Source organism: Rhodococcus sp. NJ-530, assembly GCF_003860625.1.
Taxonomy (GTDB): Bacteria; Actinomycetota; Actinomycetes; order Mycobacteriales; family Mycobacteriaceae; genus Rhodococcus_F; species Rhodococcus_F qingshengii.
The window spans coordinates 869812-885490 of sequence record NZ_CP034152.1 but is presented as its reverse complement, the minus strand read 5'-3'; the positions used below and the strand labels follow the sequence as shown (position 1 = coordinate 885490).

The 15679-nt window shown below is 60.8% G+C and carries 14 protein-coding genes; 7 read left to right on the top strand and 7 right to left on the bottom strand.

What is annotated here, in order from left to right; genetic code table 11:
- Positions 1-50: 50 nt before the first annotated feature.
- Positions 51-1151, top strand: a complete 1101-nt coding sequence (gene ald / locus EHW12_RS04110; protein ID WP_003945541.1) for an alanine dehydrogenase — start codon at positions 51-53, stop codon at positions 1149-1151.
- Between the two features lie 53 nt (positions 1152-1204).
- Positions 1205-2080 carry an aldo/keto reductase gene (locus EHW12_RS04105; protein WP_064112448.1) on the top strand — a complete coding sequence of 292 codons (876 nt, stop codon included), beginning with the start codon at positions 1205-1207 and terminating at the stop codon, positions 2078-2080.
- On the opposite strand, the gene EHW12_RS04100 is transcribed toward EHW12_RS04105, so the two are convergent.
- The 3 genes from EHW12_RS04100 to EHW12_RS04090 all read right to left on the bottom strand — a co-directional run bounded on the left by EHW12_RS04100 (position 2081) and on the right by EHW12_RS04090 (position 4511).
- Complete coding sequence (locus EHW12_RS04100) at positions 2081-3331, bottom strand: NADH:flavin oxidoreductase/NADH oxidase family protein (protein ID WP_007734160.1); 1251 nt, start codon at positions 3329-3331, stop codon at positions 2081-2083.
- A gap of 28 nt (positions 3332-3359) precedes the next feature.
- On the bottom strand, positions 3360-3863 hold the full coding sequence (locus EHW12_RS04095) for an SRPBCC family protein (protein ID WP_019746932.1): 504 nt from the start codon (positions 3861-3863) through the stop codon (positions 3360-3362).
- Between the two features lie 72 nt (positions 3864-3935).
- A complete protein-coding gene (locus EHW12_RS04090; RefSeq protein ID WP_007734151.1) occupies positions 3936-4511 on the bottom strand; it encodes a TetR/AcrR family transcriptional regulator in 576 nt (191 codons plus the stop codon).
- A gap of 85 nt (positions 4512-4596) precedes the next feature.
- On the opposite strand from EHW12_RS04090, the gene EHW12_RS04085 reads away from it, so the two are divergent.
- The 3 genes from EHW12_RS04085 (at position 4597) to EHW12_RS04075 (ending at position 8181) form a co-directional block, all read left to right on the top strand.
- Positions 4597-5055, top strand: coding sequence for a PaaI family thioesterase (locus tag EHW12_RS04085; protein WP_003945940.1), 459 nt, complete (start codon positions 4597-4599; stop codon positions 5053-5055).
- A 257-nt stretch (positions 5056-5312) separates the two neighbouring features.
- Positions 5313-6614, top strand: a complete 1302-nt coding sequence (locus EHW12_RS04080; protein ID WP_003945451.1) for a TrpB-like pyridoxal phosphate-dependent enzyme — start codon at positions 5313-5315, stop codon at positions 6612-6614.
- 142 nt (positions 6615-6756) lie between these two features.
- A complete protein-coding gene (locus EHW12_RS04075) occupies positions 6757-8181 on the top strand; it encodes a PQQ-binding-like beta-propeller repeat protein (protein ID WP_125050312.1) in 1425 nt (474 codons plus the stop codon).
- A gap of 642 nt (positions 8182-8823) precedes the next feature.
- Here EHW12_RS04075 and EHW12_RS04070 read toward each other — a convergent pair.
- Positions 8824-10041, bottom strand: a complete 1218-nt coding sequence (locus tag EHW12_RS04070; protein ID WP_041814672.1) for a helix-turn-helix domain-containing protein — start codon at positions 10039-10041, stop codon at positions 8824-8826.
- 401 nt (positions 10042-10442) lie between these two features.
- Between EHW12_RS04070 and EHW12_RS04065 the strand changes: the two genes are divergently transcribed.
- Positions 10443-11783, top strand: a complete 1341-nt coding sequence (locus EHW12_RS04065) for an MFS transporter (RefSeq protein ID WP_058039219.1) — start codon at positions 10443-10445, stop codon at positions 11781-11783.
- Positions 11784-12040: 257 nt separating this feature from the next.
- Positions 12041-13351: an FAD-dependent oxidoreductase gene (locus EHW12_RS04060; protein ID WP_003945449.1), complete on the top strand. Its 1311-nt coding sequence runs from the start codon at positions 12041-12043 to the stop codon at positions 13349-13351.
- Between the two features lie 165 nt (positions 13352-13516).
- On the opposite strand, the gene EHW12_RS04055 is transcribed toward EHW12_RS04060, so the two are convergent.
- Genes EHW12_RS04055 through EHW12_RS04050 form a run of 3 tightly spaced genes read right to left on the bottom strand, consistent with a single transcriptional unit; the run spans position 13517 to position 15611 of the window.
- A complete protein-coding gene (locus EHW12_RS04055; RefSeq protein WP_241199094.1) occupies positions 13517-14275 on the bottom strand; it encodes an alpha/beta hydrolase-fold protein in 759 nt (252 codons plus the stop codon).
- The gene (locus EHW12_RS35785) at positions 14257-14388 is read right to left on the bottom strand and encodes a hypothetical protein (RefSeq protein WP_277426205.1); all 132 of its coding nucleotides are present in this window, start codon (positions 14386-14388) and stop codon (positions 14257-14259) included. Before EHW12_RS35785 ends, EHW12_RS04055 begins: the two co-directional genes overlap by 19 nt.
- On the bottom strand, positions 14385-15611 hold the full coding sequence (locus EHW12_RS04050; RefSeq protein WP_241199093.1) for an amidohydrolase family protein: 1227 nt from the start codon (positions 15609-15611) through the stop codon (positions 14385-14387). The genes EHW12_RS35785 and EHW12_RS04050 overlap by 4 nt, the downstream gene beginning before the upstream one ends.
- Between the last annotated feature and the right edge of the window lie 68 nt (positions 15612-15679).

Sequence of the window (15679 nt, the reverse complement as noted above, 5' to 3'; positions counted from 1 at the left end):
CTTGGCACCTGCCATTCGAAGAAACAACAGACTCAGTTCGGAGCCGTGTCATGAAGGTCGGAATCCCCCGCGAGATCAAAAACCACGAGTACCGCGTGGCCATCAGCCCAGCAGGCGTCCACGAACTGGTCGGCCGAGGACACGAAGTCGTCATCGAAACGGGTGCAGGCGTCGGCTCCTCGTTCAGTGACGAGGATTTCAAGGCCGCGGGCGCGCAGATCCTCGGATCTGCCGATCAGGTCTGGACGGACGCAGATCTACTCCTGAAGGTCAAAGAACCTATTGCAGAAGAGTATTCGCGACTCCGTAAGGATCAGGTTCTCTTCACCTACCTGCACCTGGCGGCGTCGAAGGAATGCACCGACGCGCTCCTGACGTCGAAGACCACCTCCATCGCCTACGAAACAGTTGTCGGTTCCGACGGTTCACTGCCCCTCCTCGCCCCGATGAGTGAAGTAGCCGGACGCCTGGCACCGCAGGCGGGCGCCTATCACTTGATGCGTCACGGCGGCGGACGCGGAGTGCTGATGGGCGGCGTACCCGGAGTGCGCCCCGCCAAGGTCGTGGTGATCGGTGCGGGAGTCTCCGGCAAGAACGCCATCGCCGTGGCCTACGGCATGCAGGCCGACGTCACCGTTCTCGACCTGTCGATCGCGCGCCTGCGGGAAATCGACGAGCTGTACCACGGCCAGGTCAAGACCATCACGTCCAACAGCCTCGAACTCGAACAGGCAGTCCTCGACGCCGACCTGGTCATCGGCGCAGTGCTGGTCCCCGGGGCGAAGGCGCCGACTCTCGTCTCCAACAGCCTGGTGGCGCGTATGAAGCCGGGTTCTGTCCTGGTCGACATCGCCATCGACCAGGGAGGCTGCTTCGAGGATTCACACGCGACCACGCACGCCGATCCGACGTACCAGGTACACGGTTCGGTCTTCTACTGCGTTGCGAACATGCCCGGAGCCGTCCCCCGTACGTCCACCTACGCACTCACCAACGCGACGCTTCCGTACGTCGTCGCCTTGGCAGACAAGGGGTGGAAGGACGCGGTCGCGACAGTTCCCGGCCTGGGGTCAGGTCTGAGCACACACGACGGCCTGCTCCTGTCCGACAGTGTTGCAGCGGCGCATGGGTACTCGGCTACCACTCTCTGACCCAGGCAGCTCTGACCCAGGCAAGGACAGCTCGAGATCGCTAGCCTTGATCCATGAGCATTCCTGACATCACGCTGAATTCCGGAACCGCGATCCCGCAACTCGGCCTCGGAGTCTGGCAGGCCACCAACGACGAAACCGAGCATGCAGTACGGTTCGCACTCGACGAGGCTGGCTACCGGCACATCGACACCGCTGCCGCCTACGGAAACGAAGAGGGCGTCGGACGAGGTATCGCCAACTCGTCCGTCGCGCGAGAGGACATCTTCCTCACCACGAAGCTCTGGAATGCAGATCAGGGCTACGAGCCGGCGTTGAAGGCTTTCGACACCAGCATCGACAAGCTCGGCGTCGACTACGTCGATCTCTACCTCATCCACTGGCCTCTGCAGGACAACGACCGACTCCTCCGCACGTGGGACGCACTAGAAAAGATCGCGGAATCGGGCCGCGCCAAGGCAATCGGGGTGTGCAACTTCGAGCCGCATCATCTGCAGCTTCTCGTCGAACGCGGTGGATTGTTGCCCGCAGTCGATCAGGTGGAACTGCACCCGCACCTCACGCAGCACGCCATTCGCGACAAGGCCGCCGAGCACGGGATCAAGGTCGAATCGTGGAGCCCACTCGGCGGTACCAGTAACGCAGGTTGGGGTAAGGCGTCCAAGCCCAACACCCTGCTCACCGACCCGATCATCACACGAATCGGTGACCGCCACAGCAAGACTGCCGCGCAGGTCCTGATCCGTTGGCACCTTCAGAACGGCCTGATCGTCATCCCGAAATCCGTACACGATGCTCGAATCGCTCAGAACATCGACGTATTCGACTTCGAACTCACCGATCTCGACCTGAGCGAAATCGACACTCTCGACGACGGCACCCGCGTCGGCGCGCATCCCGATGAACTCAACATCGGTGCACCGAACTGATCAAGCCGCTCGTTTGGTGGGGCGAAGCGCATCGAATCCGTTTCGCCTCACCATCGTTCCGAGGGTCTTCCACCACGGCCGAGCCGGATCCGGCTCGCTTCCGTCGCCCATCCGGTGCAGCTGATCGGTATGCCACTGCAGGTCGAGTGCACCGTCGAGCATCGAGATGTCGGCAACCTTCCCCAACAACTTCCGCGCTCCGAACTCAACAGTCGGCACGGTCAATCGTTCCCGATCCGATTCCAGGAGAACGGTTGCCGCGTCGGGGATCGTGATCGTCGGCCGGCCGAGGCCGATCACGTCGCACGCGCCGGAAGCCAGTGCCTCGACCATCGCCGATCGCGAGCGGAAGCCGCCGGTGACCGCCAAGGGAATGTCGCCGGCAATCGCTCGGACTGTCTCGGCGTACTCGAGGAAATATGCCTCTCGATCCCGAGTGCTCTGCTTCTGCGCTTTACCCATCATGGCCGGCGATTCATAACTGCCACCGCTGATCTCGATGAGATCCACCGACTCTTCGGTCAACGCGCGCACTACTTCTCGCGACTCGTCTTCCGAGAATCCACCTCGTTGGAAATCAGCCGAGTTGAGCTTGACCGAGACCGCGAATCCCGGAGCAACGGCAGAGCGTATGCGCCGAACGATCTCGATCAGAAAGCGTCGTCGACGCTCGGGATCTCCACCCCACTCGTCCGTCCGCTGATTGGACAAGGGCGAAAGGAACTGCGCAACAAGATAACCGTGCGCTGCGTGTATCTGCACGCCGCCGAAGCCGGAGGACTCGGCGACGCGAGCGGTTTCCGCGAACTTGTCGATGATCTCGTCGATCTCAGCGGTCGAGAGTTCTCGCGGCGTCGCCATTCCCGGAATCTTCAGCGCGATCGCGCTCGGGGCGACCGGTCTACCTCTGCTGGCAATCGGGTTGGATTGCCGCCCTGGGTGGTTCAGCTGCATCCAGATCTCGGCGCCGCCGTTCTTGGCGGTCTTGGCCCAGGCAGTCAGTGCTTCGGCATCACGATCGTCGTCGACGACGACATTGCCCGGTTCGGCGATCTGCGATCGATCGACCATGACATTGCCGGTGATCAGCAAACCGAACCCGCCACTGCCCCAACGACCGTACAGCGTTTCCAAGCGAGTGGACGGTCCATGAGTGCGGTCACCCAGAGCCTCGCTGAGCGCAGCTTTCATGGTCCGATTCCGCAGGATCTGCCCGCAGGGCAAAGTCAACGATTCTCCGAGTGTGGTCATGGATGCCTCTCGTATGAAGGGAAGAAAGTCAATGGCGTGGCGCAGAACCGAAGTGCCGCTTGGTATCGCGCACGAAGCTCGAGAAGATCAGCGAGTTGACCGGTAGCCCGCCGCGCACCGCGAGCGACAGCTTCGGACGCGGCGAGAATGCAAAATTCCACTGCAGTCTCGAACCCACTGCGAGCTCGTCGACGCGGTAGTCCTCCGCGAAGGATTGGAACAGCGGAACATTGGACTGTTCGACGTAAAACGAGTGCCGACGCGTTTCGTCGTCCCAGGTGATGAACTTTTCGCGCATCTGCATCGCACCGCCGCCCACCTCCGCGATTCGGCGCGTGCCGACGCCGTAGGGGCGCGGCGAGGTGTAGTGCACTTTTGTGAGCAGTCGGCACCACGACAAAGGCTCGTCGGCGGTCAGACCGGCCCAGACGGCGTCAGGTTCGGCGGCGAGATCGATCGAGTACGTGAAGATATGCGGTGCCGTGTCGAAGAAATCGACACCGACCGGTTCGAGGTCGAACCAATGTGTCATCGCCTACTCCTGCCCAATTAGCCGTTACATGAAGTTACGGATACTTGACGACCGAAGTCAACCCCCGAAGGCTCAGCGGGACCAAGCCTCAGAACGAGAGAGCCCCTGCAGTGAAGCGATGACCTGTTCGAGCGGCTCGATACTTCGAGTCGTCTGGCACACCGCCACTGCACCTTCGACCGACGTGATCGTCAGGTTTGCCATCGATTTTGCCTGCACTGCAGGATAACCCGCAGTTTCGAGTTGCGATTCGATCAACTTCTGCCATCCCAGCATGACCTCAGCCGACACTTCCGCGACTTCTGGCTCACTGGCACGCGCCAACCCGCCGGCAATCACCGGGCAGCCGATCGCGAAGTCCGAGCGTGTGAGATTGAGTCGCCAGATGTCTCCGACCGCTTCGATCACGTCGGCCGTGGAACCGGTAGCCGCAGCCGAGCTGATCCGTCTGGTGATGATCGCACCGGCCGCGCGCACGGCTTCGACCATCAACTCGGTCTTACCGCCAGGAAAGTGGTGGTAGATCGACCCACGGGGTGCGCCGCTGTGCTTGATGACGTCGCTGAAGGACGTCGCGTCGACACCGTTGCGGCTGATCAGTTCAACCGCACTGCGAATCATGCGATCACGTGAGCTCAGCTCTGCCATGTCACAGATCCTTCGGCCGTCGGTACACCTGTCGACTCATACGCTACGTTATGTATGACGACCTACATAGTGATGGGATGAAACAATGAGTGACGAGACAACCGCGACCGTCGATCCGGCGCAGATGACAGGCCTCGAACTTCTCCGCTGGATGGGAACGCAGGTCAACGACCGACCCAGCATCGGACGCCTCCTCGGCATGGAGATGCGCGAGGTCAACGAAGGATCCGTGAGCTTCGCCCTGACCCCGCGCGCCGATTTCAGCAACCCGCTCGGCACTGTGCACGGCGGCATCTGCGCAACGCTGCTCGACTCGGTCATGGGCTGCGCGGTACACACGATGCTTCCGGCCGGCGTCGGCTACACGACCCTCGAACTCAAGCTCAACTACATCCGCACGGTGCCTCTCGACGGTGACGAACTGACAGCCCACGGCAGCGTCATTCACGTGGGCGGGCGTACCGCGACGGCAGAGGGCAAGGTCTTGGACAAGAACGGCAAGTTGGTGGCGCACGGAACTACGACGTGCATGATTTTCCGCTGAGCCGACGAAGGATGGCGAGAATGTAGCTGCGCCCGACGTGAGCAGGGTGCGAGTGCCGATGTACGATCGGCTCGTGACCCTGCTCACTGCGCACCTCTGGTGGCCCGACCGCTGACGGTCAGCCGCAACTGCGTGCTGCCCGGACCGATATCGGGTGGTCCAGCAGGCTCCTCTCAGGATCCCCGATCCGGCAAATGCCGTACGCGTCGTCGCTACGACCGCCAAGATCAGGTACCGAATCCACGAAGGAGAGTTAGTTGACCACCACCCCACTCAACCGTTCGCTCGAGCCTTTGGGCGTCTCCATCCCGTCGAAAGTGCCGACGCACTGGTACAACCTGGCGGCTGACCTCCCCGAGCCTGTTCCCCCGCACCTGCATCCGGGCACTCGTGAGCCGCTCGGCCCCGAGGACTTGGCGCCGCTGTTCCCGATGAACCTCATCGCGCAGGAAGTCGCAACCGAGCGCTACATCGAGATCCCGGAGACGGTTCGCGAGATCTACGGCATGTGGAGGCCCTCTCCCCTGTTCCGCGCGCATCGACTCGAGCGCGCTCTCGGCACACCTGCCCGCATCTACTACAAGTACGAAGGCGTGAGCCCGGTCGGTTCACACAAGCCGAATACTGCTGTCGCGCAGGCTTACTACAACGCAATCGAGGGAACCACCAAGCTCACCACCGAAACCGGTGCGGGACAGTGGGGTGCGTCGCTGTCGTTCGCGGGCGCGCTGCTCGGACTCGACGTCGAGGTATGGCAGGTTCGCTCGTCCTTCGATTCGAAGCCGTACCGACGCATCCAGATGGAGGCGTACGGCGGAATCTGTCACCCGTCGCCTTCGGACCTGACGGAAGCCGGACGCGCACTGTTGAAGTCGCATCCCGACACCACCGGCTCGCTCGGTATGGCCATCAGTGAGGCCGTCGAGGTCGCTGCGCAGGATCCGAACACGCACTACTCACTCGGTAGCGTGCTGAACCACGTCATGCTGCACCAGACCGTGATCGGTCAGGAAGCAATGGTCCAGCTCGAAGAAGCCGGCGACGCCGTCCCCGACACCGTGTTCGGTTGCGCCGGTGGCGGTTCCAACCTCGCCGGACTCACCTTCCCGTTCCTGGGACGAAACCTTCGCGAAGGCACCAAGACTCGTCTGGTCGCCTGCGAGCCGTCGGCATGCCCGTCCCTCACCCAGGGCGAGTACCGCTACGACTTCGGTGATGTCGCCGGCCTGACGCCGCTGCTCAAGATGCACACTCTGGGTAAGGATTTCGTACCGCCGGCCATCCATGCCGGTGGCCTCCGCTACCACGGCATGTCGCCGATGGTCTCGCACGCGGTCAACCTCGGACTCATGGATGCAATTGCCGTCGATCAGGACGACGCACTCCAGGCAGGTCTGATTTTCGCCCGCGCCGAAGGAATCATCCCGGCTCCGGAATCAACCCACGCGGTTGCCGGCGCTATCGCTCACGCCCGTGCCGTCACCGAACCCGAGGTGATCGTGATCGGGCTGTCCGGCAACGGTCAGTTGGATCTTCCGGCGTACTCGCCTTACGTCTGACGCCGTCGGTGTGGTGGTCTCGTGCGTACGAGGCCACCACACTTCGTCACACCGAGCACGTGGGCTCGATCTCGCGATCGACATCGTGCCGGCCGTCCGCGAAACGAACCGATCAGTTTGATCGATCGGTTACGGTCTTTCGATGCAGCTTCGGTTGAAGGAACATTGGAAACTGGTCGCACTCGGACTGGCATTGCTCGTGGCGATCGCGTTCATCGTCGTATCGGTAATCTCCGACTCCAGTGATGCGGCATGGCCGAAGCAGAAGACAGGCGGTCCGATCGTCGAGCAAGGCGTTGTCGACGTAGACCTCTCCGATCCTCCGCAACAAGCCTGGGAACTCGATGTCCGAGCGCTCACGGACAACCCCGGGGACGTGCTGCTGTCGATGCCTTCCACGCTCGATAGCTACTACGGCTACGGCAACACGTACCAAGTCAGTGACGTGCTGGTGGCCGCGACTGCTTATCCGCTTCCCAAGACCGACGAGTCTTCGTCGAGTCAGGGAGTCGGTGCCGTCACACTCGTCGGGGTGAATCCCGACGACGGAAGTGCGCTGTGGAAAACGCGAATCGGCGGAGCCATCGGCCAGTGCAGTCAGCAGAACGAATCCACGATCATCGCGTGCTGGGGCGATCGACGGATGATCTTTGTCGATACCGCGACCGGAACTCTGATGTCCGACCTCGGAACCGACTTCGATCTCAATGGCGCCACCATCGCCGGAGACACCGTGTACACGTCCGGCGAAAGGATGGACGGAACGGTTCGAACACGAATTCTTGCCAGCGGCACCACAACCAATTTGACTGCCAACTTCGTGCGTACCTTCGAACCAAGTGAGAAGTTCGGAGCCGTCTACACGGTCCCTCACACCGACACTGTCATTGCGATGGAACAGGGCGACGGCGGGGACCCGCAGTACCGCTATCGAATCTACGATCTGCAGTCCGGCGCCGAACGATTCCGATTCGAGGGCGATTCGCTTGTCCCTACCGGGAACGGATTGTTCCTCACCAGTGTCGGCGGCCGGTCGGGATATGCCGGAACCCAAAACCTCTTGGCTTCCGACGGATCCACGATTCGTGCGATACCGATTCCCTCGTACTCATCGTCGTCCTACCCAAGTAAGCCTTCGACGGCGGTGCCGATGTTTCTCGGCGACGGCGCCTACGATCCGGAGTCGGGTGACGAACTTTGGCGCAGTTCACAAATCGTCAACACCGCGATGGCCGGGACGGGAAGCGCCATCGCCGCGGTGGTAGGAAAAACAATCCTGGTCACGTCTCCCGAGACTCGCACAATCTCGGGTCTCGACGTCGAGAGTGGCCGACAACTGTGGCAAACGCCCTGGCAAGACGCGTACTGGGTTCGAAGCGGTGCGACTGATGGCGATCACTTCGTCTTCAGCGACTACACCGGCATGCATTCGATCAGGGCTCGCGACGGAAAGATGATGTGGTCGGTCCCCCTTCCGCCAGAGGTCGATCCGCGCGGAGTCGTCGTCTCGAATGCCGGCAAAAACGTGTCGTTCTCCTGGCAAAACCACTTCACCGTTTGGCGATAGGCCGGCAACATCACCGGTTCAGTGTCGTACTGACCAGCCGGCTCAGCAACCAGCAAATGGATAGACGTACAGCCTCGATGGCCACAATCCAGTCTGGCGCGTTTGTTCAATTTCGGGGGAACGATCTCGAACAACTGCATGTATCTCCGCGACTCCGACTTCGGAAAGATCAGACCAGACCTGCGGTGAAGGGGTGCATACGAATCGCACCGACTCAGGTATCTGATCCAATCCAACGATAAAGGGAGCCAACGGGAATGGATGCGAAATCCCCAATTTGCAGTCGGCAACAAATAGTCCAGTTCGCGCGCGAACATCTGCGTACCGGGGGACCGAACTCAGACCAAATTCGTCGTCATTTCGGTTTGCAAAAACGCGCGTTCTTCACGCAGCTCGACACCCATCTGGACGATTCTGCACTTTCAATGCCCGAAAAAGTTGCACTCCGCCGCATCTGCCGACAGGAGGATAGAAGGTGCCCGATCAAACGTATGAACGTCTCAGCAGGTCAAGCCAACCCACCCCGGCCGATGTACGACGCGCTTCCTTTCCCACCCCAGAACCATCATGCTTGACGATCGAAAGCCGCCAACTACGTTCAGCCGCTGGATTCTTCCGCAGTCCCCTCTTCTCGGATCGGGATCATCGGAGATCCAACAGCCGCGCGACTTTCAGGCTCAAATGCAAGGCCAACCGGTCGTCGCCGTTTGCCAAGTCTGCTCGTGTTATCTCCTGAATTCGCCGCAAGCGATAGTACAAGCTCCCTCGATGCACACAGAGCGCCTCTGACGTTCGCTTTACGTCACCGGCATTGTCCAAAAAGCTCTCCAGCGTCGCGAGAAGAGCCTCACTTTTCGAGTCCTCATGGCTGAGCAAGGACTGCAAACCTGAGTGAATACTGTTCTCGAGTCGATCCTCCGACAGTTCGGCCAGAAGTCCGTAGACGCCGAGATCCCGATAACGCACAACATTTCCGAGCACCTTGACGACCTGGGCCACATCTGCGGAACGTCTGGACTCTTCGTAGGATTCGCGCACATCCGCAACCGAGGTTCGCGGTTCACCGATACCGACCCAACATTCGATGTTCTGGCGCCCACTTTCAGACAAGACTCGCTCCCGGGCTGCCACGATCAGCGAGTCCAGATGGGTTTGAGTCGAGCGTTCGGCCACCGATACGATCAACAGACTGTGGTCGGGGCGGTCGAGTTGGATTGCACTGTTCCGCGGGAGCCTCCGACGAAGCTGATCGACGCCGACGGCAACACTCAGACGATCTCTTTCGGTCAATGTCGACTGGTCGCCAGGACGGAGCAACACAGTGACCACGACTGCTGGACCCGCAGCCAACAAGCCCTCCTCGGCCAACCTGTTTGCCGCGTCCTCGCGCAGCGACCGCTCGCCCGACAGGACGTCTCGAGTAAGTTCCCGCTCCCGACTTCGGGACAACTCGTCCAGCAACTGTTCGCGGTGGAGGATCATCGCTGCCGCATCAGCCGTGCGCCTCAAGACCTCGGCTTGATCCTCGTCAACTTCGCCCTCCGAAGTCAACAGCCAGACGAAGCCCAGCAGCGCATTGCGGTACCGGATCGGCATCCCGACCCGGCCAAGGGTCAGCCCTAGTTCTTCGTTGACGGGAACAGTGAAGAGATCGAGGGCTTCACGGCCTCCACTCGCGTAGATGAAGTCTACGATCTCGCGTGAAACATTCCGCTGTAGAACGGAATTCATTCTGACTGAATCGACGGCACTGTCATGCGAGTTGTACGCGAGCAGACGAATCTGTACATCATCGATCGCAACGGAACGGTCCAGTCGGCGCCCGGTAGTGTCCACCAAATGCTGTAGTTCTCCGACCATGGTCGAACTGTACGAGCCCCCTCTCCGGTTTGCAACATATGCCCAAATTTCTACGTAGAAAATTGAACACATGACAGTGATGCAACTAACTTTTGCGCCATAGGCTCGCTTCATGCCAAGCACTCGAGACCCGTGACGTCTTCACTCGGTCCACAAACCGGCAGAAGTGGCAGCGACGAGAGCTGTTGCAGCCGTGGGATTTGCATAGTGGGGCGCGAGGCCGGCCGGCACGATCTCCCTCAGACGAGGTCGCCTCCGACCCGAAATCGACAAACGACCTTCGTTCGCCAGTTCAACATCGAATCCCACCGACCTCTTTCAATGTCGAATACCTCGAATGACATCGGTGACCGTGATGTCGCAAAGCCGTTGCCATTCAGCATATCCCGAGAGGAATCATCATGACCGGCACAGCGAATGCTCCTGCAGGGCATCAAACCGAGACTCCACCTGGACGTCGATCGGCGCGCCGTAGGGCCCTGATCGCCGGGGCGACAGGCAACATCGTCGAATGGTTCGATTTCACGATCTACGGTTTCACTGCCGCAGTTCTCGCGACAGTGTTCTTCCCTCCGGAGTTCGGCAGTGGCGCACTGCTTGCCACCTTCGCTCTTTACGGAGTCGCCTTCTTGGCCAGACCTGCCGGCGGCATATTCTTCGGACGGCTTGGTGACCGCCTCGGCCGACGGAGGTCACTGTCCCTGGCAATTACGCTCATGGGCTGCTCGACGGCGGCAATCGGTCTCCTACCGACGTACGCTTCGATCGGTGTTGCCGCACCGCTGTTGCTGCTGCTGTGCCGATTGGTTCAAGGATTCTCGGCCGGGGGCGAATACACCGGAGCTGCCACCTTCGTCGTCGAGCATGCGCCGTCCCACCGCCGAGGCTTGTACGCAGGGATAATCAGCTCTTCGTCATTTGTCGGCAGCATCTTGGCCACGGTCACAGTCTTGTCATTCAGCTCGGTCGGCGCTGAGCACTTCGCCGACGGAGGATGGCGTTGGCCGTTCATCATCGGAGGCGTTGTCGCCATGGTGGGCCTGTTCATGAGGCTTGCCGTCGAGGAGACTCCGGCGTTCAAGGAAATGCAAGAAAACGATTCCCTTCCAACCCGCCCACTCGCAGATCTGTTCCGCAATCACTGGCGGACTCTGCTCACGTCCTTCGTGTACTTCGCCTCGCTCGGTGTCGTTACTCATATGCTGCTCGGCTACATGCCGACATTTCTGGTTCTCTCAGCCGATGTTCCGAGCACGGTGGCACTGCTGATGACAACCGGCGCTTTGGTTCTCGCAGTACCGCTGTTCATCTTCTTCGGCGCCACAGTCGACCGAATCGGCCGGAGGCCACTCGTCAGAATCGGCATGGTGATGTCAGTTTTCGTCTCGGTGCCCAGCTACATGCTCATCGGTACCGGAAACATTTTCGCGATTGCCGTTGCACTGGCTTCTCTGGTCCTCGCGCTTTCCTTACTCGCGTCCGCTTTGCTCGTAATTCTCGAAATGATGCCGACGCATGCGCGATTCACCGGCACGGCAATCCCCTACAACATCGCATATGCACTTTTTGCAGGGACCGCTCCTCTGGTGTGCGCAGCACTGGTCAACGCCACTGGAAGCGATCTGTCGCCTGCCTTCTATGCGACCGCCATCGCTTTGATCGCGCTTCCCATTCTGTGGCGAGGGATTCCGGAAACGAAAAACTGGTCTGCCACGCAGGGCAGCCCGACGAAACATTTCTGACAACGGACGCGCCACGGCTGTGATTTTTTGCGCAGCTGTCGATAGCGTTCCGATGGCCGCCACGAGAGAGTTGAGGACGACGAACACCTCTGGACTTTCAGGTGCCAAATTCATTAAGACAGAGCCGAATCCGAGAAGTCGGGATGAAGCTCTCCAGAGGAAGTCGACGGCGTCGGAATTACCAGAACCCAAGCTTGCCGGATCGAACAGCTGTGCTTTCGATCCGGCGAAGCCATCAGTAGAAAGAGAGGCCGAAAGTGCCTACCGACAAGACCGATGCAGTTGTGGTCGGAGCTGGAGTGATCGGCAGCTCCATCGCCTACGAACTGGCCGCTCGAGGCTACGAAGTCCTGGTCATCGACAAGTCTGGTGGTCCGGGCTACGGCTCGACCAGTGCATCCAGTGCGGTTATCCGGTTCAACTACTCCACATTCGACGGTATGGCTGCGGCTTGGGAGTCGCTGCATTGCTGGCAAAACTGGAACGAGCATCTCAACGCGACAGTCGACGGCGCGCTTGCGAAGTTTCGGCAATGCGGGATGGCACTGCTCGATGTCGACGTCGCGCCCCACGCGCGCACGATCGGATTATTCGAGAAGATAGGAATCGATTACCAGCTTTGGGACGCAACGACACTCGTCGAGAAGATTCCCGGTATCGACGCCGGCAAATACTATCCTCCGAAGCCAGTCGACTCGGAGTCCTTCTTCGCAGATGCCGAAACCACGCTCGGCGCGCTGTACACACCTCAGGCGGGGTTCGTCGACGACCCGCAACTGGCTGCCGCGAATCTTGCTGCGGCAGCACGTTCGCACGGTGCAGTTTTCGCATACAACACGCGTGTAGTGGCAGTCGAGCAGTTGCCTGACGGCATCTGGCAGCTAGGGCTCGACGACGGGGAAAGTGTGAAATCCAAGATTGTCGTCAATGCCGCCGGCCCCTGGTCAGGAGCGTTCAACAAGCTGTCGAACGTCGGGGCCGACTTCAAGGTTTCGGTTCGGCCCTTGCGCCAGGAAGTTCATCACGTCACCGCACCCACTGGCTACAACGACGACGAGATCCTCGGCCCGATGATCGCCGATTTGGATCTCGGAACCTACATGCGAGCCGAACCTGGAAACGGATTCCTTGTCGGCGGAACCGAACCGGATTGCGATCCGCTCGAGTGGATCGACGATCCTGATACCGCCAACCCGAATCGCACTGTTGCCCGGTTCGAAGCGCAGGTTTTCCGCGCCGCCAGGCGTTTCCCCACCCTGGAGGTCCCGTCACAACCGAAAGGTATTGCCGGCGTGTACGACGCAGCATCCGACTGGACCCCGATCTATGACAAGACAGACAGGCAAGGTTTCTACGTCGCCATGGGCACCAGCGGGAACCAATTCAAGAATGCCCCTATCGCTGGGCGCCTCATGTCCAGGATCATCGACCAGGTGGAAGCTGGACACGATCACGACGCTGATCCCCTGACCTATGTCGGGATGCACACCGGGCTCGAAATCGACCTCGGCGCATTCTCCCGCCTTCGGGCACCCAATGCCGAGTCGACCGGGACCGTCATGGGTTAGAAGTGTTGTCCGGCTTGGAGAATCGATAGCCGCGACAACTGAATAGACACGGCTGTGGGTGTCCACCACGTGGTGGACACCCACAGCCGACTTCTCCTTCAACGGCGTCTACGGAAAATCGCCCGTCGAACGTGTCAGCGTGCACATCGTCGCCGGGACGAACAGCTACCGTGCATGGCATTTTTTCAAGTAGCTCAGGAACGATGCCTGCAGCCCGGTTACGTGCGTCTCGTGCAACAACGCGGTCGAAACATCCTGCGACCGTCCCTTGCCATGCAACTGCTCCACGACGGCGAGAACGTTGCGTGACAGTCCGCGATAGATCGGAATGGGTCCAGTCAGTTCGGCTTCGTTCAGCGTGACGTGCAGCTGCGGAACAACTGAGCCCACGCCACGCTCGGGCAGTGCCTCGACCAGCGTGTGGATCTGGCTGTCGGCGTTCACAACTCCGGGACTACCCGCACCGAAGGTCGCGAATGGGGGCGCGTCGCGCAGCCATGCGTAGAGGGCGAAAAGGCCTCCGTACGAGTACCCGAAGAGTCCGTGCCCGGACTCGCTGACACGTAGCTCCGACGAGTACAGGCGAGGGTGGAGTTCGTTGGTCAGGAAGTCGAGGAAGACGTCCCCGTGGGTGTCTGCCAGCTCCTCGAGGTAGGCGTCCACGTACTCCTGGGTCATTGCACCCGAGTCGCGAGCAGCGGCGAGAGTAGCCATCATTTCTTCGCCTACCGGTTCCCCAGGCGGCACGAGATCGCGGTTGCGGAGCCGTGCCCAGTTGGCAGCTTCCTCACCGGCATATCCGACGCTGACCTGGATGTACGGGGCGACCGTCAGGTACGGGTCTGCCTGCGTGACGATGAGCGGGGCGGTAAGACCTACAGCCCAGTTGCCGTCCATCACGTAGATCAGCGGTAAGGGATCCATGGAGTCCGCGTAGCCGGGGGTGTGGTCACCCAGACGCCGTAGCTGTGTCCCGACTTCGCCGTGATTTCGAAGTACTCCGTGTCTGCAAAGCATCCGTGCAGCATTGCGCTCATCGAACGTCTCCCTTGACGATATTTCCGGACTTCACGACGAGAACAGCCATGTCCGGATCGGCGAAGACCTTTGCGTCTCGGAGTGGGTCTTGCTGCCAGGCAACCATGTCCGCCTGCATACCGACGCGGATCGTCCCGACGCTTTCCCCGATACCGAGAATGTCGGCATTGACGCTGGTGGCCGAAACAAGTGCATGCATCGGCGACTCCAACTCCGCGCGCAAGTGCAACTCCTCACCTCGGCGCTTTTGGTGCGGCCCGATGAGGTCCGAGCCCAGGCCGATCCTCAGGCCTGCTGCGCGAGAGGCCTCGAGCGCTCTGGCCATGCGTTGACGCACTCCGGCTGCACGCTCTCGTATTGCCGGGTCCAGGTCCATGCTTTCGGTGTCCGCCAACTGCTCGACCACGGCGAAGGTGGGGACAAGTGCCACGTCATGTTCCCGCATCAGCTGGGCCGTCTCCGCATCGATGTCGGTGCCGTGTTCCACGCACCGGACGCCGGCCCGCACCGCGTTGCGAATGCCCGCATTGTTGTGGGCGTGGACCGTGACGTAGGTGCCGCGCGACGCTGCTTCTTCCACTGCCACGGAGATTTCCTCGACGGTGAACTGTGTGTCGGTGAGGCTGTCATGGCCTCCGACGACACCGCCGGTGACGCACAGTTTCAGAAATGTTGCGCCTCGGCGGAACGATTCGCGCACGTTGCGTCGTAGCTCGTCGGCATTGCCCGACATCAAGGACAAGGCGCAGAGCCCTGGAATGTGGTGCATGTTCCACAGCTCGGTCGGCTCCCATGCGGCCCCGTAGTAGCCGTGTCCACCGGTCTGGCACTGCACAGGACCACACGAGAGGACACGCGGACCACGCACCTTGCCGCTCGCAATAACGTCGACGACTCCGCCGTCGATGCCACCGACGTCTCGCACCGTGGTGAAGCCCGCGTCGAGGGCATCGCCCGCGGTGGCGAAGATGCCCGCAGCCAGTTCGGCTGCCGAGAGCTCAAACCCGAATTGCCTTCGGATCGGACTCGAAATACCCAGGTGGACATGAGCATCGATCAGCCCCGGAGTCAGAAGCATGCCGTCCAAGTCAACTGTCGTCGAACCCGACGGCGCCTGTCCGATCGGGGTGACAATGCCGCCACTCACGCACACGTCGACTTCGACCGGGTCGGTGCCCGATCCATCCGCGACCATGCCGCCGGCAAACCATACGTCAGTCAAAGGGACCTCCGAGCATTGGAAACCACTCTCCTAAACACTGGTGAATTCGATATGCGGTACCGTACTCA